The organism is Bradyrhizobium sp. Ghvi (assembly GCF_900115265.1).
Classification (GTDB): Bacteria; Pseudomonadota; Alphaproteobacteria; order Rhizobiales; family Xanthobacteraceae; genus Bradyrhizobium.
Map to the genome: position 1 here is coordinate 108,625 of NZ_FOVU01000005.1, position 21,098 is coordinate 129,722.

The 21,098-nt window shown below is 60.1% G+C and carries 17 protein-coding genes; 10 read left to right on the plus strand and 7 right to left on the minus strand.

Annotation, left to right across the window (positions count from 1 at the left end; genetic code table 11):
- The first annotated feature begins 40 nt into the window (after positions 1-40).
- Positions 41-1,522, plus strand: coding sequence for an aldehyde dehydrogenase (locus BM374_RS19920; protein ID WP_092295247.1), 1,482 nt, complete (start codon positions 41-43; stop codon positions 1,520-1,522).
- Between the two features lie 15 nt (positions 1,523-1,537).
- Here BM374_RS19920 and BM374_RS19925 read toward each other — a convergent pair whose 3' ends face one another.
- A complete protein-coding gene (locus BM374_RS19925) occupies positions 1,538-3,166 on the minus strand; it encodes a GMC family oxidoreductase (RefSeq protein ID WP_092295249.1) in 1,629 nt (542 codons plus the stop codon).
- Between the two features lie 156 nt (positions 3,167-3,322).
- On the opposite strand from BM374_RS19925, the gene BM374_RS19930 reads away from it, so the two are divergent.
- On the plus strand, positions 3,323-4,660 hold the full coding sequence (locus BM374_RS19930; RefSeq protein WP_092295252.1) for an MFS transporter: 1,338 nt from the start codon (positions 3,323-3,325) through the stop codon (positions 4,658-4,660).
- A 73-nt stretch (positions 4,661-4,733) separates the two neighbouring features.
- On the opposite strand, the gene BM374_RS19935 is transcribed toward BM374_RS19930, so the two are convergent.
- Entirely contained in the window at positions 4,734-5,477 is a 744-nt protein-coding gene (locus BM374_RS19935; RefSeq protein ID WP_092295255.1) for a GntR family transcriptional regulator, read from the minus strand.
- A gap of 329 nt (positions 5,478-5,806) precedes the next feature.
- Here BM374_RS19935 and BM374_RS19940 point away from each other — a divergent pair, with 329 nt between their 5' ends.
- The 7 genes from BM374_RS19940 (at position 5,807) to BM374_RS39450 (ending at position 12,628) form a co-directional block, all read left to right on the plus strand.
- Positions 5,807-6,961: an isocitrate/isopropylmalate dehydrogenase family protein gene (locus BM374_RS19940; RefSeq protein WP_092296883.1), complete on the plus strand. Its 1,155-nt coding sequence runs from the start codon at positions 5,807-5,809 to the stop codon at positions 6,959-6,961.
- Positions 6,961-7,281 carry a putative quinol monooxygenase gene (locus BM374_RS19945; protein ID WP_092295258.1) on the plus strand — a complete coding sequence of 107 codons (321 nt, stop codon included), beginning with the start codon at positions 6,961-6,963 and terminating at the stop codon, positions 7,279-7,281. The genes BM374_RS19940 and BM374_RS19945 overlap by 1 nt, the downstream gene beginning before the upstream one ends.
- Positions 7,282-7,311: 30 nt before the next feature.
- Complete coding sequence (locus BM374_RS19950) at positions 7,312-8,937, plus strand: NADP-dependent glyceraldehyde-3-phosphate dehydrogenase (RefSeq protein WP_092295261.1); 1,626 nt, start codon at positions 7,312-7,314, stop codon at positions 8,935-8,937.
- 92 nt (positions 8,938-9,029) lie between these two features.
- Complete coding sequence (otnC, locus tag BM374_RS19955) at positions 9,030-9,686, plus strand: 3-oxo-tetronate 4-phosphate decarboxylase (protein WP_177248421.1); 657 nt, start codon at positions 9,030-9,032, stop codon at positions 9,684-9,686.
- 43 nt (positions 9,687-9,729) lie between these two features.
- Entirely contained in the window at positions 9,730-10,584 is an 855-nt protein-coding gene (locus BM374_RS19960; protein WP_092295267.1) for an SDR family oxidoreductase, read from the plus strand.
- A 189-nt stretch (positions 10,585-10,773) separates the two neighbouring features.
- Positions 10,774-11,757: a D-2-hydroxyacid dehydrogenase gene (locus BM374_RS19965; RefSeq protein WP_092295270.1), complete on the plus strand. Its 984-nt coding sequence runs from the start codon at positions 10,774-10,776 to the stop codon at positions 11,755-11,757.
- A gap of 187 nt (positions 11,758-11,944) precedes the next feature.
- On the plus strand, positions 11,945-12,628 hold the full coding sequence (locus BM374_RS39450; RefSeq protein ID WP_244552647.1) for a CBS domain-containing protein: 684 nt from the start codon (positions 11,945-11,947) through the stop codon (positions 12,626-12,628).
- Positions 12,629-12,835: 207 nt separating this feature from the next.
- On the opposite strand, the gene BM374_RS19975 is transcribed toward BM374_RS39450, so the two are convergent.
- On the minus strand, positions 12,836-13,723 hold the full coding sequence (locus BM374_RS19975; protein ID WP_092295273.1) for a LysR family transcriptional regulator: 888 nt from the start codon (positions 13,721-13,723) through the stop codon (positions 12,836-12,838).
- 347 nt (positions 13,724-14,070) lie between these two features.
- Between BM374_RS19975 and BM374_RS19980 the strand changes: the two genes are divergently transcribed.
- On the plus strand, positions 14,071-16,110 hold the full coding sequence (locus BM374_RS19980; protein ID WP_177248422.1) for a methyl-accepting chemotaxis protein: 2,040 nt from the start codon (positions 14,071-14,073) through the stop codon (positions 16,108-16,110).
- Between the two features lie 582 nt (positions 16,111-16,692).
- On the opposite strand, the gene BM374_RS19985 is transcribed toward BM374_RS19980, so the two are convergent.
- From BM374_RS19985 to BM374_RS20000, 4 genes are all read right to left on the minus strand, one after another.
- Entirely contained in the window at positions 16,693-17,289 is a 597-nt protein-coding gene (locus tag BM374_RS19985; protein ID WP_177248423.1) for a redoxin domain-containing protein, read from the minus strand.
- A gap of 42 nt (positions 17,290-17,331) precedes the next feature.
- Entirely contained in the window at positions 17,332-19,092 is a 1,761-nt protein-coding gene (locus tag BM374_RS19990) for an MOSC and FAD-binding oxidoreductase domain-containing protein (protein WP_092295280.1), read from the minus strand.
- A gap of 344 nt (positions 19,093-19,436) precedes the next feature.
- Positions 19,437-20,159 carry a type 1 glutamine amidotransferase domain-containing protein gene (locus BM374_RS19995; RefSeq protein ID WP_092295283.1) on the minus strand — a complete coding sequence of 241 codons (723 nt, stop codon included), beginning with the start codon at positions 20,157-20,159 and terminating at the stop codon, positions 19,437-19,439.
- A 180-nt stretch (positions 20,160-20,339) separates the two neighbouring features.
- Complete coding sequence (locus BM374_RS20000; RefSeq protein WP_092295286.1) at positions 20,340-21,047, minus strand: hypothetical protein; 708 nt, start codon at positions 21,045-21,047, stop codon at positions 20,340-20,342.
- Between the last annotated feature and the right edge of the window lie 51 nt (positions 21,048-21,098).

Genomic DNA, 21,098 nt, shown 5'->3' on the forward strand with positions numbered 1-21,098 from the left:
CGCCAGTCTGCGGGCCCAGTTGAGAACAGGATATAGCGCAATGCAATCCTACAAGATGTTCATCGGCGGTGAATGGGTCGAGGCGGTCGGCGGCGAACGCTTCGAGTCTCTCAATCCTTTCACGGGCAAGGCCTGGGCAACGATCCCGCGGGGAAAGCCTGCGGATGTCGACCGGGCCGTGGCGGCGGCCAAGGCGGCATTCAGAACGGGGCCCTGGCCAAAGCTGACGCCGACCGAGCGCGGACATCTGCTCAGACGCCTCGGCGATCTCATCGCCGAAAACGCCGAGCAACTCGCCCGAACCGAGGTGACGGACAACGGCAAGCTCATCAACGAGATGGCGTTCCAGCTGAAGTACATTCCGCAGTGGTATTACTATTTCGGCGGCCTCGCGGATAAAGTCCAGGGCGCTGTCATCCCGATCGATAAACCGCAGACATTCAATTTCACACGGCAGGAGGCCCTCGGCGTATGCGTCGGCATCACCGCCTGGAATTCGCCGCTTCTGCTTCTCGCCTACAAGCTCGCTCCGGCGCTCGCCGCGGGAAACACCTTCGTCGCAAAGCCGTCTGAGTTCACGTCCGCCTCAACGCTGGAGTTCGCGAAGCTGGTGGACAAGGCCGGCTTTCCGCCGGGCGTTTTCAACGTGGTTACTGGGTTTGGAGGTGAGATCGGCGATGCCCTGATCTCGCATGCCGATGTTGCAAAAATTGCTTTCACCGGAAGCGAAGCCACCGGGCGCCGAATCGGCGAACTGGCGGCACGCAGCTTCAAGAAGGTGACGCTCGAACTCGGCGGCAAATCGCCTCACATCGTCTTCGACGATGCGGAAATCGACAACGCGGTCAAAGGCGTCATCTCGGGGATTTTCGCTGCGACCGGACAGACATGCATCGCCGGTTCACGTCTCCTCGTTCATCGGAGCATCCACGACCAGTTCGTGGAGCGCGTTGTTGCGTTTGCCGGACGGGCCAAGAAGGGCGATCCGCTCCTAGCCAGCACGCAGGTCGGCCCCGTCACGACGCCCCCTCAATATCGGAAGATTCTCGATTACATCGATGTCGCGAAGGGTGAGGGAGCCACCTGCGTGCTGGGTGGTGGGCCCGCGGCCGGGCCCGACGTTGGCGAAGGCGGCTACTTCGTCGAACCGACGATATTCACGGGGGTGCACAACCGGATGCGCATTGCCCAGGAAGAGGTCTTCGGTCCCGTTCTGGCATGCATTCCTTTCGAGGACGACGAGGAAGCCATCGCAATAGCGAACGACACGACGTTTGGCCTGGCGGCAGGGTTCTGGACGCAGGACATTCGAAGGATACTTCGGGTTTCGGAACGACTTCAGGCCGGTACGGTGTGGGTCAACACCTATCGCGTGATCAGCTACCTCTCGCCTCTCGGAGGCTACAAGCATTCGGGCATCGGCCGGGAGAATGGACTGGATGCGATCCAGAACTATCTCCAGACCAAGAGCATCATGATTGGGACCGCAGAAGACGTGGTGGATCCATTCGTGATGCGCTGACAGGCGTTGCGCCTCTCACACGGCTTGATTGTTTGGCAGCTGTCGACCTTGGATCATGTCGGCAGCCTTTTCTGCGATCATAAGCGTCGTGGCGTACGTGTTCGCAGACGGCATCGTCGGCATGATCGAGGCGTCAACGATCCGCAGGCGGTCAAGTCCGTGGACCCGAAGCTCGTTGTCCACGACAGCATCCGGATCGGATGCCGGTCCCATGCGCGCAGTTCCGATGAGATGGTAGCAGGTGGTCCCGTTTCGATAGCTATAGTCGAGCAGCTCGTCGTCGGTGGTCACGTCAGGGCCGGGCAGGGTCTCGTTCTGGAGATACTGCGCGAGTTCGGGCGTCGACAGGAGGCGGCGGATCAGGCGGAGGCCGCCAATCGTGGTACGTCGATCCTGCGGGTCGCTGAGATAGTTCGGCTGAACGACTGGGTCCTCGAAGACGTCCGTGGAGCGGGCGTGCACATATCCCGTGCTTTGCGGGCGATGCGGCCAAGCGCCGGCCGACACGCCGGGATAGTCGTCTAGCACATAGACGGCGCCTTGCTTGTAGGAGCCGGGCGTGAACACGCATTGGAGGTCCGGCGCATCGAGGCCTTCGAATGACTTCCAAAAGACATGGACTTGCGACGGGGACGTTGCCAGGATGTTGGGCAAGCCGACGGCCCAGCGGGCGATCTGTCCTCCAAGACGAAGCCCGCGCGACAGTTCGTTCAATGTGACGACGTCCGGCCTGGCTTTCATCACAATCCGCACCGCATAGTGGTCCCGAAAGTTCGCTCCTACTCCGTTCAGCTCGTGTCTCAAGGGTACACCCAAGGACGCAAGCGCAGGCGCCGGGCCGATGCCGGAAACCTGGAGCAGCCGTGCGGTATTGACGGTACCCGTCGCTAGGATGACTTCGCGTCTCGCGCGAACTTCGTTTGGCGTGGCGCCACGTCGACGCAGATACCGCACCGCGACTGCGCGACGCTGGTCGAGCACAATTTCGCTCGCGCGAACGTTGGTGCGGAGTTCCAGGTTTGAACGCGACAGGGCAGGCTTCAGGAATGCGCGCGCGCTGCTGACTCTCCAGCCCCGGTCGATCGTGCGCTGGAAGTATCCCACTCCCGCCTGATGGCCATTGTTATAGTCCGGGTTTTGCGGAATTCCCGCGTTGATGCAACCGTGAATGAAGGCCTCGGAGACGGGGTGAAGCCAGTCCATTCGACTGACCGGAATTGCTTCGCCTTGCTCGGGCCCCTTCTCGATATCCAACCGCCGCACCGAGCGACGAAAGTAGGGGAGGACGTCGTCCCAAGCCCACCCCCGGTTGCCCCGTTGGGCCCATCCATCGAAATCAGCCGGTTGTCCGCGGTTGTAGACCATTCCGTTGATGGACGAGCCGCCGCCTAACGTGCGGCCCTGCGTCGTTGCGATCGGTCGGCCGCCGGTTCGCTCGGTCGGATCGGTCTTGAATTGCCAGGTGCAGGTCGGATCGAACAGCGTCTTGATGAAACCGGCGGGCAGGTGGATGAAGGGGTTGCGATCGGGCGGTCCCGCCTCGAGCAGGCAAACCGTGGCGACGCCATCGGCCGTAAGCCGGTTCGCGAGGACGCATCCAGCGGCGCCGGCGCCAACGATCACGTAGTCGAATTCCTCGCTCATCGATCCATTCCCCAGGCGTGTTTCGCGTTGTCGACCCATGGTTTCCCGCCCGGGACCAAAGATGATGCGAAAACGCCTTGATTTCCAGCCCTACATTTGTAACGATCGCATTAATGAATGCATTAATGAATGCTGTAAAGCAAGGAGGAGGGGACCATGGGTGAGGAAGCGGGGCGATCGAAAACCGGGAGCGATGATGCTATCTACCGGAAAGTCACGCTCTATCTGATGCCGCTGCTGATCACGTGTTACACGGTGTCGTATCTCGACCGGATCAACATCAGTTTTGCCAAGCCCCATATGATGGGCGATCTCGGATTGAACGAAGCCGTCTACGGGCTCGGCGCGGGACTCTTCTTCCTCGGATATGCGGCATCGGAAGTCCCCAGCAATCTGCTGATGCATCGTTTCGGCCCGCGGCGATGGCTGAGCCGCATCCTGATGACCTGGGGCCTCATCTCGATGGGGATGATGCTGGTTTGGTCCGAATATTCCTTCTATATCTTCCGCATCGCGCTGGGGATCGGAGAAGCCGGGCTATTTCCTGGTGTCATCTTCTACCTGATGCGATGGTATCCGACCGAGCGTCGCGCCACCGTCACGTCACTCTTCTACCTCGCTGCACCTCTTGCCGGCATCTTCGGCGCGCCGATTTCCGGTCTGATCATCGCCCACATGCACGGAACTGCGTCACTCGCCGGCTGGCAGTGGATGTTCTTGCTAGAGGGTCTCCCGGCCGTCCTGCTGGCATTCGTGGTCTGGTTCAAGCTGAGCGACACCATCGAGGGTGCCTCTTGGTTGTCTTCGTCGGAAAAGGTGCGCCTTCGCGCCAACATCGATGCGGAGAACGTCAGGAAGCCCGAGATGGGCATCATTGACGTCTTCAAGAACGTCGACGTGCTTCTTCTTGCTGCTATTCTCTTCGGGATCGTGCTCGCCCAATCGGGAATTTTCTTCTACCTCCCGTCCTTGATTAAGGGGGCAGGGGTTACGGACACCGTCCAGCTCGGCATCTATTCGGCGGTGCCTTACGCCGGAGCGGTGATCGTGATGCTCGCAGTTGGTCGCAACTCCGATCGGAAGCGCGAGCGCTTCCTGCACTTCGTCGGAAGTTGCCTGTTCGGCGTTGCCGGCTTCCTGATCAGCGTCTGGTTCAAGCACAACCTCGTTCTTGTCCTGATCGGGCTGAGCATGGCGCTGGGCGGAGTCATGGCCGTGCTGCCGGTATTCTGGAGCCTGCCGACGGCCGCGCTCAAGGATGTTTCGGCCGCCGCCGGAATCGCCTTCATCAATTCGATCGGATTGACGGCCGGCTTCTTCGCGCCCTTCATCATCGGCTTTCTCACGCAATCGACCAACACGCTGGACCTGGGCATCTACTGTGTGGCCGGAATCTGGACGGCGTGCGTGGCCGTTTCGGTGGTCTACTTCACCCGGCAAAAGTCCCGCAGCGCGCCTGCGACAGTTGGGGCCTCTGCCGGTGCGGCTCGTTGAATCGAGGGCAAACAAACTGCAGCGCTATCCGCGGATAGCGCTGCCAGGCACGAAGTGCGAACTGATCGGCCGCTCAGGGCAGCTTCGAGAGCAGGTCGGTGAGAAGCCTTCCCGCACGTTCGCGGTGCTCTTGGTGCAGGCGCATGGCGGCGTCAGCGTCGCCCTTGGCAATTGCCCGCACCAGAGCGGCGTGCTCCCGGTTCGATTGCGTCGGTTTAGGACGAAGGCGGAGCGTCAGCAGGCGCGCACGATGCGCCTGCGACCAGAACTGATCGACTGTCTGAATGATGCGTCGGTTGCCGCAACTGTTGATCAGTGTCCGATGGAAGGACTCGTCCGCTTGGGCCCACGCCTCCAGGTCATCCCGATCCAATGCGTCGTCCATGTTGGCGACGGCCATATTGAGAGAGACCAAAGCCTCCTTGGCGATTCCACGCCTCGCGACGAGCCCGGCGGCGGTCGCTTCCAGGCTCGTGAGCACCTCGTAGATCTCGCGCATGTCGTCCGCCGACACCGGAAGGACGCGCATTCCGTGGCGCGCGCGGATTTCGACAATGCCTTCGGCGCGCAGCCTCACCATCGCCTCTCGTACAGGGGTTCGGCTCATGCCAAGACGTGCCGCCGCCTCAAGTTCAAGAACGAAGCTGCCGGGGGCGATAGCGCCGCTCAATATCAGCTCGCGCAGCCGGGCATAGGCGATATCAGCTTGATTGGGTTTGCCGCTCGGGGACGCAACGGGGGTGAGGCGCGTCCGCGTCGGCACCTTTCGGGGCACAGGCTTGAGGTCTGGCGACTTTTTTCGAGGCTTGGTTGTCATTGCGGTCAGTTCTTCTCTCCCTGGTCTTACCACTATCGCCGTGAGCAACCAATTCCATCGCGACCATCAGTCGGAAGGTTCGGTTGTGGAAAGATCCCAGCCAAATCCGTCACTTGTCGAAACCTAGCCCTGGCCCGGGTCGAAAGAGAAGGGGAGGCTCATCGCTTGCTCCAAAAACTCGTGGATGAGGGGGCGGTCCGCGCTGATCGCCCCTCGACTAGCCGGGAAAGGATCGTGCTTCAACCTTGCAGCTTTCGTTATATCGGACTAGTGTATAGTAATGCATACGTTATTGAACGCAAAGACGGCGGTCTTTGTGTACAATGGCGATGCGATCCGCAGCCAAAGCAGAACCGACCTGGAGATGCAGCGTGACAGTCTCTTCCAACAAACTTGATATTGCGGTCCTGCCCGGCGACGGCATCGGACGTGAAGTCATGGCGGCCTGCCTCGAACTTCTGGCCGCCGTGGAAGCCAAGACCGCCGGCGCCCCTTTGCGAATGAACACATGGCAGGCTGGAGCGCAATTCTATGCCGAGAGCGGTGAAGCGCTGCCGAACGCCACCCTCGATGCGTGCCGCCGGGCGGACGCTGTTCTGTTCGGCGCTATGGGGTGGCCGGACATTCGGCATACGGACGGAACAGAGATCATTCCCCAGCTCGATCTTCGGATGGCGTTAGATCTTTACGCCGGCGTTCGCCCGATCCGTTGGTTTCCGGGCCTCCCGCGGATCTTGTCGGACGAGCGCGTGGATGACATCGATTTCGTCCTGGTCCGGGAGCAGACAGAAGGGCTCTTCCACGCGCGGGGTAGGGGCAAGGTCGTCGGTGACGATGAGGCGTACGACACGATGTGCATCACCAGGAACGGAACCGCGCGAGTGAGCGATTTTGCCTTCCGGCTGGCCCAACGTCGCCAATCAAGGCGCGGCCAGGCGCGGGTGACCTGTGTCGACAAGGCGAACGTGTTCACGTCCATGGCGTTCTTTCGCAAGATCTTCGATGAGGTCGCGGCGACGCACCCGACCATCGGGGCCGACCATGCGTATGTCGACGCCATGGCGCTTTTGATGGTCAAGAAGCCGTGGACACTCGACGTCATGGTCACCGAGAATATGTTCGGGGATATCCTGTCCGATCTCGCCGCCGGACTCGTTGGTGGAATGGGCATGGCCCCGTCCGCCGACGTCGGCGATAAGCATGCCTTGTTTCAGCCTGCGCATGGTACAGCCCCTGACATTGCCGGACAGGGAAAAGCGAACCCGTGCGCAATGTTCCTCTCAGCCGCGATGATGCTTGATTGGCTCGCGGAGAAGCATAGCGAGCCCCAGCTGGAGGTTCGTGCTCGTCTGATTGAAGCATCAGTACAAATGGCGCTCTCTTCCGGGGCGGTGCCGATCGAGCTGGGTGGCACGGCGGGATGCGCGGCAGTCACGCGTGAAACCATTGCAGCTCTTCCGCAAGCGATGAAGGCGGTGGCGTGATGGGCGAGTTCGTCGTGACCGTGACCTTTTCCATCAAGGCGGGACACACGGTCGAGTTTCGCGAGGCGATGCTGGCGAACGCCGCCGATTCGATCGCACTCGAACCAGGTTGTCGGCTCTTCGATGTCTGTGAAGCAGACGACGGCGCTGAGATATTCCTTTACGAAATATATGACGACAAAGCGGCATTTGACGCCCACTTAGCGACCGAGCACTTCCGCCGTTTCGACCGACTGGTCTCGCCCTGTGTGATCGAAAAGCGGATTGCGACCTACGTCCGTCTCGGGGGCACGACAAGATCGCACAAGTCTGGTCATTAGTGACCTGGGGCCGTCGGGCTGGGGAATATCATGAACTCCGATCAACTGAGAATGTTGTTTCCTAGCGCCGATGATAAAGGTCTGCGCGAGTTTGCGATCCAGCCGATCGAGCAGCGTCGCGTCCTCGTCGGTGGTGAAATCCGCGATTGGGCGGGGCCAACCAAGGATGTGCTCTCGCCGGTGATGGTTCGTGACAACAACGGTCGTCTGACGCAAGCGTGGCTCGGCAGTCATCCGTTCGGAAGTGTCGAGTCGGCCTTGGTCGCTCTCGATGCTGCTGTGACCGCTTACGACAATGGGCGTGGCGTGTGGCCGACGATGCGCGTCTCCGACCGTATCCTCGCGATGCAGAAATTCTTGGCTCGCATGAGTGCCTGCCGAGGAGATATCTCGCGTCTCATCATGTGGGAGATCGGCAAGACGCTGGCCGATTCCGAAAAGGAGTTCGACCGCACGATCGACTATATTAGGGAAACCATCGAGGCCTTACGCAATCTCGACAATGCGAACTCCCACTTCGAAATCGTGGAGGGGACGGTCGGCCTCATCCGCCGCACTCCGCTCGGAGTCGTGTTGTGCATGGGCCCTTACAACTACCCGCTCAACGAAACTTTCGCGACACTCATTCCTGCCCTGATCATGGGCAATTCCGTCGTGTTCAAGCCGCCGCGTAACGGGGTGCTCCTGTTCGAGCCGTTGCTCAATGCCTTTTGCGAAGCGTTTCCCCCGGGGGTGATCAACTTCGCCTACGGGGAAGGCGCTGAGATTGTCCCAGCGCTTCTCAGCACCGGCAAGGTCAACGTCTTGACGCTTATCGGGTCAAGCCGTGTGGCAGACCATCTCAAGAAGGTGCACCCAAAGACCAATCGTCTGCGTGCCGTGTTAGGGCTCGACGCCAAGAACGCGGCCATCATCATGCCTGACGCAGACATAGGGCTTGCGGCGCGCGAATGTCTGGCGGGAGCTCTCTCGTTCAATGGACAACGCTGTACCGCCCTGAAAATGCTGCTCGTCCATCGTGATGTTGAGCAGGCGTTCACGTCAGAATTTCTGCGGCTTCTCGGCGATCTGAAGATCGGAATGCCGTGGGCATCCGGTGTAAGCTTGACCCCCTTGCCTAGTACGGGGAAGGCCAAGCAGATGACCGAACTTCTGGATGACGCCGTCGCAAATGGCGCCGATGTTCTCAACGCCGGTGGCGGTACGGTCGAAGGCACGTTGTTCTATCCGGCGGTGGTATACCCGGTGACGTCAGCGATGCGGCTCTATCGAGAGGAGCAATTTGGTCCGCTCGTCCCGATCATGAGTTTTGACGACCTTGAGGTTGCGCTCGATTACGTCGCCACATCCGAACACGGTCAGCAGGTGAGCCTGTTTGCCAGCGATCCTGACATGATCGGCCGTATGGCGGACTCGCTGGTCAATCAGGTGTGCCGGGTGAATATCAATTGTCAGTGTCAGCGTGGGCCCGATGTCTTTCCGTTCACCGGAAGGAAGGACTCAGCCGAGGGCACGCTGTCGGTCACGGATGCGCTGCGTTCGTTTTCAATTCGCTCGATGGTGGCAACGAAATACACCCAGCCAGCGCGCGAAATCCTCAATGCCATTGTCGATGGTCACCATTCGAACTTCATCCACACGGGCTTTATTCTCTGACCGCAAACGACTCGAGAGCGATCCCGTAGCGACGGTAAGCCGCGATGGATCCTGTTCGGAAAGAGGTCTTTGTTCCAGTCTTCGGTGTGCACGTGAGCGAGACCAAACGTCGAGAAGAGATTTGCCGGTTCGGCCGGTCATTATTCGAACGGGGGCTGACACCAGGCTCGTCGGGTAATATCAGCGTCCGACTCGAGGACGGCGGGTGGTTGGTCACGCCGACCAACGCTTCTCTGGGCTTTCTTGATCCGGCCCGGATATCGAGGATCGACGCGGAGGGGCGCGCTGTTTCCGGTGATCCTCCGACCAAGGAGGTGCCGCTCCATGCTGCGCTCTACGACACCCGCACGAACGCGGGGGCTGTCGTTCACCTTCATTCGACACATTCGGTAGCGCTCTCGATGCTGCCCGAGATCGACGCACGTGCGGCCCTGCCGTCGATGACGCCTTATTATCTGATGAAGTGCGGTCAGACGGCCCTGATCCCGTACTATCGACCAGGAGACCCCGCGGTCGCTTCGGCGATTACGGGGCTCGCGGGGAAATACTCCTCCATCCTGTTGGCCAATCACGGGCCGGTCGTCTCTGCCGAAACGCTCGAGGCAGCCGTGTTTGCGACCGAGGAACTCGAAGAGACCGCCAAACTCTATTTGCTATTGCGTGGCCTCAATCCACGCTTTCTGTCACCAGAGCAGGAGAACGATCTGGTCAAAACATTCGGACTGGCTTTGCCGGGATCGGGGTCCTAGCACGGCAAGCCCGGATGCGGGTCTCACTTAAGGAAGGACAGAGATGAACGCCGACATCATCGCGCGAGGGCGCGTCGCAGTTGTGACTGGTGCGGCGAGCGGAATCGGCGCGGCTGCGGCACGCCGCTTTGCTCGCGAAGGGATGCGCCTCGTGCTGTTCGATAGAGACGAGAAAAGGCTTCGGGTGCTCGCCGGCGCGCTCGATACCGAAGTTGTCGCCATGGCAGGCGACGTATCCCGCGAGGCGGATCTCGAAGCTTTAAGGGAAGCGGCATACGAACAATTCGGTGAAGTTGCCTTGCTGATGAATAATGCCGCAATCATCGAGCGCGCGGGCCCTTACGAGAAAGTCGAAGCATGGCGACATGCGCTCGATGTCAATTTTTTCGGTCCACTCGCGGCCCAGCACCTCTTCGTTCCGCGAATGATGGAAGCAAAAACGCGAAGCGCGATCGTCAATCTCGGGTCCAAGGAAGGTATTACCACCCCTCCTGGAAAAGCGGCGTACTCCGTCTCCAAGGCGGCAGTTAAGGTTCTGACCGAACAACTCAGCCACGAGCTTTTGAAAGCGACTGGGGGACGTGTCACGGCGCATTTGCTGGTGCCTGGGTACACATGGACTCCCATGAACTTTCCGGGCCTGAAGCCGTTGCAGGATGTTAAACCGGAGGAGCCCTGGACGGCCGAACAAGTGATCGACCTGTTTGTCGAAAGGTTTCGGCGAGGCGACTTTTACATCATTTGTACCGACAACTCAGTCACATCCGAAATGGATGCTAGACGAATTCGTTGGGCCGCGGACGATATGGTTCAAAACAGGCCCGCGCTTTCCCGATGGCATCCTGATTGGGGGCCGCGCTTTGCGGCCTGGATGTCAGGACCGCCGGAGGAGGACTGAGATATCGTTGAAATGGCGAAGTTGAGCAATACTCATGTGTTCGACCGTCTTTTTCGTTTTCCCTGCGCGAAGCGTTCTTTCATAACTGCTTGAAGTCGTTTTGCGGAGCGATCTCTCGTCCGTCGTATGCGGGGAGGGAATGTGCGGGTACGACCCGAAGCGAAAGCCACGCTTGGACGGAGTTTCAACATGAGCAAAACCATCACAACCGCAAAGGTCGTGTTTCTCGATAGGAGCACGATGCTGCCTGACGTTGTTTTGCGCCAATTGTCATTTTCACACGAGTGGATTGAGTACGAAGCGACGCGAGCCGAGGAGGTGAGCGATCGGATTGCGGATGCCCATGTTGTGATCACAAACAAGGCGCCGGTAACTGCAAAGGCGATTGCCACAGCACGCAACCTGAAACTGGTGGCAGTCGCTGCGACCGGCACAGATATGGTGGATGTTGCGGCCTGTGCTGCCAGGAATGTGCTCGTGTCAAATATTCGGGACTACGCGCTCGACACAGTCCCCGAACATGCGTTCGCTCTTCTGTTTGCCCTCCGGCGTAGCCTTCTCGCGTATCGGGACTCGGTGCGGGCGGGACGTTGGGTTGAGTCGGGGCAGTTTTGCTATTTCGATTACCCAATCCGAAATATCGCAGGGTCTGTACTCGGGATCATTGGAGACGGTGCGCTGGGACGTGCCGTCGCGGACCTCGCGCGAGCCTTTGGGATGCGCGTCCTGTTTTCATCCTACAAAGGTGTGCAGGGAATGGGGCCGCTCTATACGCCGTTCGAAGACGTGCTGCGTCTCAGCGATGCGATCACCATCCACGCTCCGCTGACGCCGGCGACGCGCAACATGATCGGGGCGCCCGAGTTCGCACTCATGGAACGCAAGCCAATACTCATCAATACGGCGAGAGGTGGTCTGGTTGACGAGATCGCTCTGGGTGAGGCGCTTCGTTGCGGTCGCATATCAGGCGCCGGCTTTGATGTGGCTACCGTCGAGCCTCCCTCAGCCGATCATCCACTCATGCAACTGACAGGGCTGCCCAACTTCATCCTGACGCCTCACGTCGCGTGGGCAAGTCAGGAGGCGGTGCAATCGCTTGCGGACCAGCTCATCGATAATATCGAAGCGTTCTGGAATGGCACGGCGAAGAATGTTGTGAGGGGTGCTCACTAGTAGACGGACCGAGAAGTCTCGCTTGACCATAGATAAGCCCGCTAAGCGATGTAAGCGGACCGCGCGTCGCTCAAGCCCCATCGACGGCTTTTAAATCCATAGCAGCCCTTGAGCTGGTGCCAGTGCTTCGACCGCTTGAACCCGGGTACCCTATTCCACCACTCTGTCGGCTATGGAATTTGGAGAGATGGTAGAGCGGTATCTCTCGAGGGTTTGCGCTGCGCAGAATGACGTCAGCGGCTTCGAGCTGGAAGTGGTGAAGGTGCTGCCGGGCTGTACCATCGAGGCGGTGAAAATCCCGCTGTCGGGATCGGTGACAGGCTTCGCCGGCGACATCGGCGCGGTGCTGACGAGGCAAGATATTTCGACTATTCTTCAATGCGGACCATCAAGGGTGGGGCAGGACAGGGCCCCCGAGGGGAGATCGATGAGCACAGTAAAAAGCGCTCTAGCCCAGAAGAAGGGTGCCCTGATCGATGTTCGTTCCGGCGACACGGTCGTCGAAGCCTTGCGCCAGATGCGCGACAATCGGGTCCGGTCGGTGCTGGTCATCGACGACGACGTGCTGGTCGGTATCGTGACCCAGGGTGACTGCGCTATTAAAGTGCTGCTGCCCGGGCTCGATGCGAAGACGACGCCCGTGAGCCAGGTGATGACGAGCAACCCGGTTACGGTTAAGCCGGACGATCGGCTGGAGGGCTGCATGGCAATGATGGCTGCGCGCGGCTTTCGCCATCTGCCGGTGCTGGACGCGGGCAAGGTCGTAGGCGTGATCTCGATCGGAGACGTCGTCAAGAACATCATCCGGGATTTGGAGCACAACGTGGACGACCTAATGGGCTATATCATGAAGGACGGCCCCGGGGGCTGATCTGCTTGTGGCCCATCTGCGACCTCGGAGAATGTCCTTCGGTCGCTGTTGGGGGGCCACCGGACATCAATGGCTAGCCCCTAGTGAGAACGTGCCTTAGGGAGCGATCAGACGACTTCACTTGCTCGACTAGAGTTGTGGAAGTCCCTTGACGAAATCGCGATGCTTGGGGGACGACTTGTAGCGGGCAGAGCGGGAAAACCACCACTAACCTCGAAGATGGTCCAGGAACGCTCGCAGCGCGGAGGGCACTTGACGGTGGGAAGAGTAGTAGGCGTGGAAGCCCGGTCCGGGCGAAATCCACTCGGGCAGCACCGCAACCAGTGAGCCGCTCGACAATTGTGCTTCAACCCTGGCCTTCAGGCAATAGAACAGGCCAACGCCGGCCTCCGCCATTCGGATCGAGAGCTCGGAGTCATCCAGAATAATCGTTCCGGGAACGTCGATGGTGAGACGTTTCTCTTGATGCTCGAATTCCCATTCGTAGATTCGATCAGTGCCCAGGCGAATGCGGATGCACTTATGGCTCGAAAGATCTTCCGGGTGTTTTGGATACCCATGATCTTTGAGATAACCGGGTGAGCCGACAATGACCCATTCGAGACTGTCGCTCAGTCGCGAGGCAATCATGCCCTCGGGCACGGTCCCGCCATAGCGGATACCCGCGTCAAATCCCTCAGCGACCATGTCGACGAACTTGTCATCGACGGCAATCTCCACCTCGATCTCAGGGAAAGCGGCGAGAAACGCTGGGAGCTTCGGCGCGAGAAGCAGGCGCGCAGCGTCGCGCAATGCAGTGATCCTGACGCGGCCTACAAGGTGGCCCCGGAACTCATTCAGGCCCTCGATAGCTTCCTCAATCCCGCGGAAGCGAGGCTCCAGCTCACGCACGAGCATTTCCCCAGCAGCTGTAAGATGCACGCTCCGGCTGGTGCGATGGAGAAGCCGGACGCCAAGCCGTTGCTCGAGGCTTCTCATGGAATGGCTGAGAGCAGAGGCGGAGACACCCCTGATGGTCGCGGCGCGACGAAAGCCGCCTGCACGTACAATCGCTAGGAAAGCTTCCAGCTCAACAAGGTCGGTTCGGTTACTCATATCGAGATCGATGCATACGGCTCAACGGTTAGTCAATTTGCATTCAACAATCTGACCTTCGGTGACCGGCCAGACCTCGCAGTCCGTCCATCCTCCACCAAAGCACGATCTGAGAAAAGGGTTGGTCTTCAACAGTTTCCGATGGGTTCGCCAAGTCACTTGTGGCTAGGCCGGTCAACGTCCAAGCGTCAATGGTCGACGCTGGCCATTCCTCTGCAGCGACGATGCACCCGTCGTCCGGTAAGACGGATTTACCTGACTTTGACCTCTCTCCACTCATGTTCAAATCTGTCTGGGGAAATCCCCGACCGCTGGGTGGGCCAGTGCTAACATGGGGGCGAATGCGGATGGCTGGGCGTATCAAAGGAAAACCGACGCGCAATCTCATTCCGCGCCTGCGATTTCGTGCGAAGATTGTAGCCGGATTCGGGGCGGTTCTCGTCATCCTGGCCATCAGCATGGCGTTCGCCTATTTCGGGTTCGAGCGTGTCTCCGATCGGGTCGGGTCCTTCCGGGCCAGTGTTTCGGAGGCCGATCTCGCACGCAATATCGATCATGAACTCCTGGCCTACCGCTCGGGTGCTCGATACTTCGTGGTCACTGGCAAGGAAGACGATGCGAAGGCAGCGTTGCATGCCGAGGCCAGCTTGAAGAATGCAATCGATCAATCGGTCAAGAACACCAAGGCGCCGGAGCGCCTGGACCGTCTCAACAAGCTGGCAAAAGAGTTCACCGGCTTTTCGGCGACATTTTCCAAAATCCTCGAACTGAAGCGTAGCAGTGCGCTGATCGTGCATGATCAACTCACGCCCAGCGCGAGCCTGCTGAAATACAAGTTGGACGATATCCGTCTTGGTGCGTCCGACACCGAGACCCAGGCTATTGAGTTCGGTACTAAGCAGGTCAACACGCAGTTTCAGGCCGCGAACGCTGCCGCCAGCAATTTCTATCTCAGTTCGGATCGGTCGGTCGCAGCAAGTGCGCTCGGTGGGCTGAAATTGGCTGAGAATTCGTTCAAGGCGATCTATTCGGCGGACGAGAAGGTCGTAGCCGGCCTCAGGGAAGCCAAGGCGTTCCTGAAAGCCTATCGCGAGGCGCTGGAGAAGCTCATAGCGAATGCCAAGTCCGTCGATGAGCTTGTGGCGGAGATGGGCAACTCGGCTGGGACGATCATGCAAGGTTCGGTCGCGATGAAATCCGATCTCCTTGCCGAGCAGCGGCGACTGGAAGCGGAGTCGGAACAGGCCATCGGTCGGACCGAGCAACTGATCGTGATTCTCGCCGCCGGCGGAATACTTCTTGGCGCTGTCCTTGCTCTCCTGCTCGGCGCGGGCATCTCTCGCCCAATGATCGCGATGTGCAATGCGATGCGGAAGCTGGCGTCGGGAGATTTTGACGTGGTGTTGCCGGGGCTTGGCCGAGAGGATGAGCTCGGTGAAATGGCCGCGGCGGTGGAAGAGTTCAAGCTGCAGGCGATTGCCAAGGCTGAACGGGACGCCGCAACGGCGGAGACGCAGAATCGGGAGCAGGCGGCCTCTCGACGCGCCGAGCTGATTCGATTCGCCGACCAATTCGAGAGCGCGGTCGGCTCCATCGTATCAACCGTCTCGGCCTCCGCAGCGCAGCTCGAGACCGCTGCGACCACGCTGACGCGGACCGCAGAGACCACACAGGGCTTGTCGAGCCAGGTCGCCAACGTTTCCGAGCAGGCTTCCTCCAATATGCAGTCGGTCGCTACGGCGACGGAAGAGCTCTCTGCGTCGGTCGAGGAGATCGGTCGGCAGGTCCAGGGTTCCAACCGTATCACGGAAGCTGCCGTGGTGCAGGCCAAGGAAACCGATGATCGTATAGCCAAGCTGTCTCGCGCGGCGCAACAGATCGGTGATGTCGTGAAGTTGATTACAGCGATCGCCGAACAGACCAATCTCCTGGCCCTCAACGCCACCATCGAGGCGGCGCGCGCGGGTGAGGCAGGGCGGGGCTTCGCCGTTGTCGCGAGCGAGGTCAAGTCGCTCGCGAGCCAGACAGCAAGCGCGACTGACGAAATCTCGGCCCACATTGCCGCGATGCAGGGCGCCACGAGCGAGTCAGTGGGGGCGATCAAGGAGATTGGGACGACGATCGATCAGATATCGGCGATTGCAGCCTCGATCGCGGGCGCGGTCGAACAGCAGGGTGCCGCTACCCAGGAGATCGCGCGTAGCGTCCAAACCGTCGCGCAGGGCACGCAGGCCGTGGCTGTCGATATTGGACAGGTCAATCGCGCTGCGACCGAGACCGGAACTGCTTCGGACGAGGTGCTGAGTTCGGCCAAGATGCTATCGACCGAGAGTGTGCGTCTGCGGACCGAGCTCGATCGCTTCATGGCCAACATACGGGCGGCTTAGCCCGAAAATGTTCAAAGCAATTGGCTCACCGTTAGGCCGCGCCTCATGTGAAAGGTGCTCGGTCGGCGGTTGTAGTGTGGTTGCGCCTCCCCGCAACCAAGTCAGCCAAAAGCCCCAGCAATCTCAAAGGTTTGCTGGGGCTTTGTTTTGCGAGGAAATCGAGCGTAATACTATCAATGAGTTAGGTCGCAGGTTCAAATCACCCGCAACCAAGCGATGACGAACTGCCCCCACAGAGCGGAGCTTCCCACCTCAACAGTTCTTCGCGTCTGGCGCGTCCTCAATCAATCTCGGCTCGCGCCATCGTGTCGATGATGATCGTCGTTACATCAAAGGTGCGATGCGTTTGGCCGACCAGCAATTCTTGTCCAGTCGCACTGCGCAGCCGACATCAGCACGAAGGCGCGCCGGCCATAGCGTTTGCTGTCTAGAGGCCGTTCGAACGTGGCACCGTGCCTCGGAGAGCAAGCGCCTAAAGGCCGCTCAGCTATTCATCGTAGAATAGGTATGCCGGCCAGAATATCGGAGAGCTTACCAACACAGGCCAGTCGGTTCTGCTCGGTCGGCGACGCGACAGCCTTTTCAATTCTGCCCGCCGATGGTCTGAGCAAAGGTTTTTCCATAGGGGTAGAAGGTTTCCTTACGCCCCTGCTGCCACGCGGCTCTAAACTCGGGGGTTGTAATGTCCCAGTCCGGTCGGCATTTTTTGCTCACGGCGCGCAGATCCTGGCGGAGTTCTTCCTCGGTGGGGCGTCCGAAGAACCAGTAGCCGTTGTAGATCTTGTAAATGATGAGGCCCGGCTCCAGCACGATGACATGCGGAATCATCGGATTGTGGGCTGGGTCGGTATATTCCGCGATATCGAGGTCCTTCTGAACGATGCGTCGTGGATCGGAGAGAAAAGGCCAGTGCGCCCCCACACCGCTCCGATATTCATTCGTCTGGCTGATGTTGTCAGTTGTGATCGTGACCAGTCGGCAATAGCCCACCTCCATCTCGCGATGGAGCTGCAGCAACCCCTCGGCCTGACGACGATCCTTTGGACAGTAGCCGCCTCGGCCGAGCACGACCACCATCGGATCCTCTCCCTGCAGCTCGGAGAGTTTGCGATGCTTCCCGGTGTGGTCGCTCAGCTCATAGTCCGGGAACGCGGCTCCTTGCGTCATGTCGGATCGCATTTGAGAGTTCTCCATATTTGATTGCAATCAAGCGGGCCCCGGTTACAAGTCGATCACGACGTCGCCTTCGGGCCGCGAGCAGCAGATCAGCACGTTACCGTCTGCAGGCGCATCGACCGGGTCCGGATGATAGCTGATCTGCCCTGCCACCAGCCCGGTCTCGCAGTTGTGGCACACTCCCGTTCGACACGACCATCGCACCGGGACGTCGCAAGCCTCGGCCAACTCGAGCAAGCTCTGCAAGGACGGGTTCCAGCGGACATTGAGTCCAGAACGCGCGAACGAAATTGTGGGTCCCGAGCCGTGAGGCCCCGCCGGCACGTGCGGCGGCCGGCGTGGCGGAGCGGCAATGCCCGGGGTGCTGGAGGGGCCAGCGCCGAATATCTCGGTGTGGATGCGATCCTTCGCGACGCCGAAGGCCGCAAGGCCTGCCGACAGATCACTCATGAAGCTGGTCGGACCGCAAATATAGAAATCACCATCGCGCGGCAGGTTCAGCTTCTCAATCACGTGCATGTCGAGGCGGCCACGGATGTCGAAATCGACATTGGGCCGATCCGCGGGATCGGGCGAGCTGTAGCAGATCTGGCTATGGCGTTGGGGGAGCGCGGCGAGCAGACCGCGAACCTCGCTGGCAAAGGGATGTTCGCGGCTGCTGCGGGTTCCGTAAAGCCACCAGACCTCTCGCGTCGATGCTTCGGCCGCCAATGCGTGAAGCATCGCAAGCACCGGCGTCACTCCAATGCCGGCACTCAAGAGGACGACGGGGGTGTCGCCTTGCCGCAATGTGAAGGTACCGCGCGCCGCGCTGGCCTCCACGATGACGCCAACCTTCAGCTCATCGTCAATATAGGTGCTGGCCGCGCCATGGGATTCCCGCTTGACGCTCACGCGATAAGAGGCGGCACCAGGCTCGCCGGACAACGAATAGCTGCGCATCAGCCCAGGGGCAGATGTCGGACCCAGCCGCAACACGACGAATTGTCCGGGAAGGGCGGCGGCGAGTGGTTGTCCATCCGTGGGCTCGAGCAGCAGCGAAATCACGTCACGCGTCTCGCGCTCCTTGCGAGACACGCGAAGCGGACGAAAGCCGCGCCACGCTGGTGCCGGGCTGGATGCGGGACCGAGGCCGGCATTTCCCGTCGCCGCACCGTCCTTGCTCTCCTGCTTCAGCAGCGCCTCAAAAGAGCGGTGCCAGCCAGCGCTCAGTGCAGGTATGCGTAGCGCGCGCTCCAGTCGCGCGGCCGGGTGGCCGGGCAGGTAGAGCAGGGCGTCGATCTCGGACACGCTCATCTGTTCCGGCCCGGAAGCGACGAGCGTGATCTCGTCGCCGGCCTTCACTTCGCCTTCCTCCAGCACGCGAAAATAAAAGCCCGGCCTACCGTGCTTGACCAGCAGCGCGGCCATTTCAGGCTCGTTCATGCGGATGCCGAGCCGGTAACAAGTGACGCGCGGCTGCGTCACCTCGAACAAGGCTCCGCCGATGCGGTAGCGGTCTCCGATACAGACCCCTGCGTCCGGCAGGCCGTCGACGGTGAAATTCTCTCCGAACTGCCCGTACACGAAGTCGTTCCTGCCGAGGTGGCGTTCCCAATACCGATAGGAATCGAGCTGATAGACATAGACGGCGCGCCGCTCACCGCCGTGGCCGCCGAGGTCCCCTTGTCCATCGCCGTCAATGTTGAGTCGCCGCGCCATGCGCGGCCCCTCGACCGGCGTTTTCCAGATTCCGGTGTGAACAGTCTTGCCTTGCCAGATCACGTCGCGCGGCAAGCCCACATTAACCGACAACAAGCGTCCCATCGCGTTTCTCCGATCACCGTACTCTCGATCCGGAACAAAAGGCTCGATTGCCCGTCACCGCTACGTGCATGGCGCCGAATAGCAACCCGCCCATCAGCACGTGCCGGTCGGCGAGATTGAAGGCGGTGGGACAGTCGTCGGGGTAGGAGTCAAACATACCAGTCCCTCTTGTCACTAACATTGTGCCGAAGGCTCGTTCGCTCCGATCGCCCGGCGGTGTAACGGGTCGATCCGCTCTGTCATGTGATCCTTCCCGGGCTCGTCGAACTCGCAAGGACTCGTGGCGACTACCCCCGCTTTCAGCCAGCGCACGGGCCAGTTTCAACCCAGAGAATCCGAACGCTCTAGGCGATTTTCCGCGAGGCGGTGCTCGCACGGGCCATACCCATCTCACCCAGCTTCGCCAGCAGAGTGTTCGCGGCTGGGCCCGACGAATGTGGATTTTGTCCTGTAATCAATTGGCCGTCGCTGACAACGTGAGGTGTCCAGTTCGCCTTCTTGGAGAAGATGGCGCCCAGCTTCAGCATTTCGTCCTCGACGAGGAAGGGCACGATCTTGGTCAGCCCGACCTCCTCTTCCTCGCCGTTGGTGAAACCCGTCACTTCCTTGCCGTGGACCAAAAGGCTCCCATCGGGCATCTTGACGTGACGCAGCGCGCCCGTCGAATGGCACACGATGCCGATCGGCTTGCCAGCTGCGAGAAACGACTCGATCAGCTTAATGGAATCCTGGTCTTCGGCGAGATCCCACATCGGGCCGTGCCCGCCGGGATAGAAAACAGTGTCGAAATCTTCCTGCTTGACGCTGTCAAGACGAACGGTGTTGTCGAGCTGCGCTTCTGCATCCTCGTCGTTCTCGAACCGGAGCGTCAGCTCGGTCCGGAATTCAGGCTCGTTGCTCTTGGGGTCGAGCGGCGGACGGCCGCCCTTCGGGGAGGCGAGCGTGACCTCGGCGCCGGAATCCTTGAAGACATAAAAGGGGGCTGCGAGCTCTTCGAGCCAGAAACCCGTTTTGCGCCCGGTGTTGCCCAACTGGTCGTGGGATGTGATGACCATCAAGACCTTCATGTCCGTCTCCTTTGTCGCGCTTCTGTGAATTCCCTCCGAGCACCGCGATGCAGACCGCACGACCTCGCGTGAGCTCGTCACCTTCTTCGTTGCTCGTGGCGGCACTCTGCGCGAAAGGCCGGCTGTTAGCACGTTATGCGTTGTTAGACGTTGCGGGCGGGGATGCGGCCGCCCGATCGCTTAGTCGAAGGCAGCGTCGAAGATCTCGACGTCAATGAGCGCCGGTTTGGCGATAACGGTTCCGTCGGACTGCAGCATCTGTGAGCGCCGGAGTGTCGGAACCATGATGTCGGAAAACGTTTGGTGTGCCCACGAATAATCCGCAACTCTCGTTCCAAGCAGGTCGTGGTCCACGCGCCGTTGCAAGGCGTTTTCGTCGAAGTAGAATATCTGCTCGGAGTTGTGGGTCACGATGTCCGACGGAAATCGCGCGCTGAGGCGATGCCAGATTACTCCGTTCTCATGCCACGGCGGCAGTTCTTCAACCTGGACGTCAGGACGGGCCAGGAGAAAAGGCGTGGTCAGGTAGCTCCAAATCGCAAAGCCGCAGAAGAAAACCAGATGCAATTCATCCGCGAGCGGGTGTATCGCGTCCTCGGGCAATCGTAATTGTGGGTGACGCCAAGTCCGAAGGATTTCGCCGTCGATGCTTTCGATCGTGACGGAATCCGGTTGAAATGAAGCGCACCCCTGACCGCCGGTAATGCCGGTAAATCGAACGGATTGGGTTCGTGTCGATCCTTCCGCAATGACGTCCTTGAAATGACCGGCATGTCCGGCCTCGGTGAACAACATTCCGCCAAAGGAAAGATGAAGCGTAAACCGGCTCAACCTCGTCCAGCGGGCCAAGCCCCCACTGGCATCAATCGCGTCGTCTAGAAGTGCCATGTTTCGCCGGATCCGCCATAAGGTCTCTGCACCATGGCGAGGTATTGGCGG

Coding starts and splice junctions, on each gene's coding strand:
- BM374_RS19920 (WP_092295247.1), top strand. CDS start 41: ATGCAATCCTACAAGATGTTCATCGGCGGTGAATGGGTCGAGGCGGTC.
- BM374_RS19925 (WP_092295249.1), bottom strand. CDS start 3,166: ATGAGCGAGGAATTCGACTACGTGATCGTTGGCGCCGGCGCCGCTGGA.
- BM374_RS19930 (WP_092295252.1), top strand. CDS start 3,323: ATGGGTGAGGAAGCGGGGCGATCGAAAACCGGGAGCGATGATGCTATC.
- BM374_RS19935 (WP_092295255.1), bottom strand. CDS start 5,477: ATGACAACCAAGCCTCGAAAAAAGTCGCCAGACCTCAAGCCTGTGCCC.
- BM374_RS19940 (WP_092296883.1), top strand. CDS start 5,807: ATGCGATCCGCAGCCAAAGCAGAACCGACCTGGAGATGCAGCGTGACA.
- BM374_RS19945 (WP_092295258.1), top strand. CDS start 6,961: ATGGGCGAGTTCGTCGTGACCGTGACCTTTTCCATCAAGGCGGGACAC.
- BM374_RS19950 (WP_092295261.1), top strand. CDS start 7,312: ATGAACTCCGATCAACTGAGAATGTTGTTTCCTAGCGCCGATGATAAA.
- BM374_RS19960 (WP_092295267.1), top strand. CDS start 9,730: ATGAACGCCGACATCATCGCGCGAGGGCGCGTCGCAGTTGTGACTGGT.
- BM374_RS19965 (WP_092295270.1), top strand. CDS start 10,774: ATGAGCAAAACCATCACAACCGCAAAGGTCGTGTTTCTCGATAGGAGC.
- BM374_RS39450 (WP_244552647.1), top strand. CDS start 11,945: ATGGTAGAGCGGTATCTCTCGAGGGTTTGCGCTGCGCAGAATGACGTC.
- BM374_RS19975 (WP_092295273.1), bottom strand. CDS start 13,723: ATGAGTAACCGAACCGACCTTGTTGAGCTGGAAGCTTTCCTAGCGATT.
- BM374_RS19980 (WP_177248422.1), top strand. CDS start 14,071: ATGGCTGGGCGTATCAAAGGAAAACCGACGCGCAATCTCATTCCGCGC.
- BM374_RS19985 (WP_177248423.1), bottom strand. CDS start 17,289: ATGCGATCCGACATGACGCAAGGAGCCGCGTTCCCGGACTATGAGCTG.
- BM374_RS19990 (WP_092295280.1), bottom strand. CDS start 19,092: ATGGGACGCTTGTTGTCGGTTAATGTGGGCTTGCCGCGCGACGTGATC.
- BM374_RS19995 (WP_092295283.1), bottom strand. CDS start 20,159: ATGAAGGTCTTGATGGTCATCACATCCCACGACCAGTTGGGCAACACC.
- BM374_RS20000 (WP_092295286.1), bottom strand. CDS start 21,047: ATGGCACTTCTAGACGACGCGATTGATGCCAGTGGGGGCTTGGCCCGC.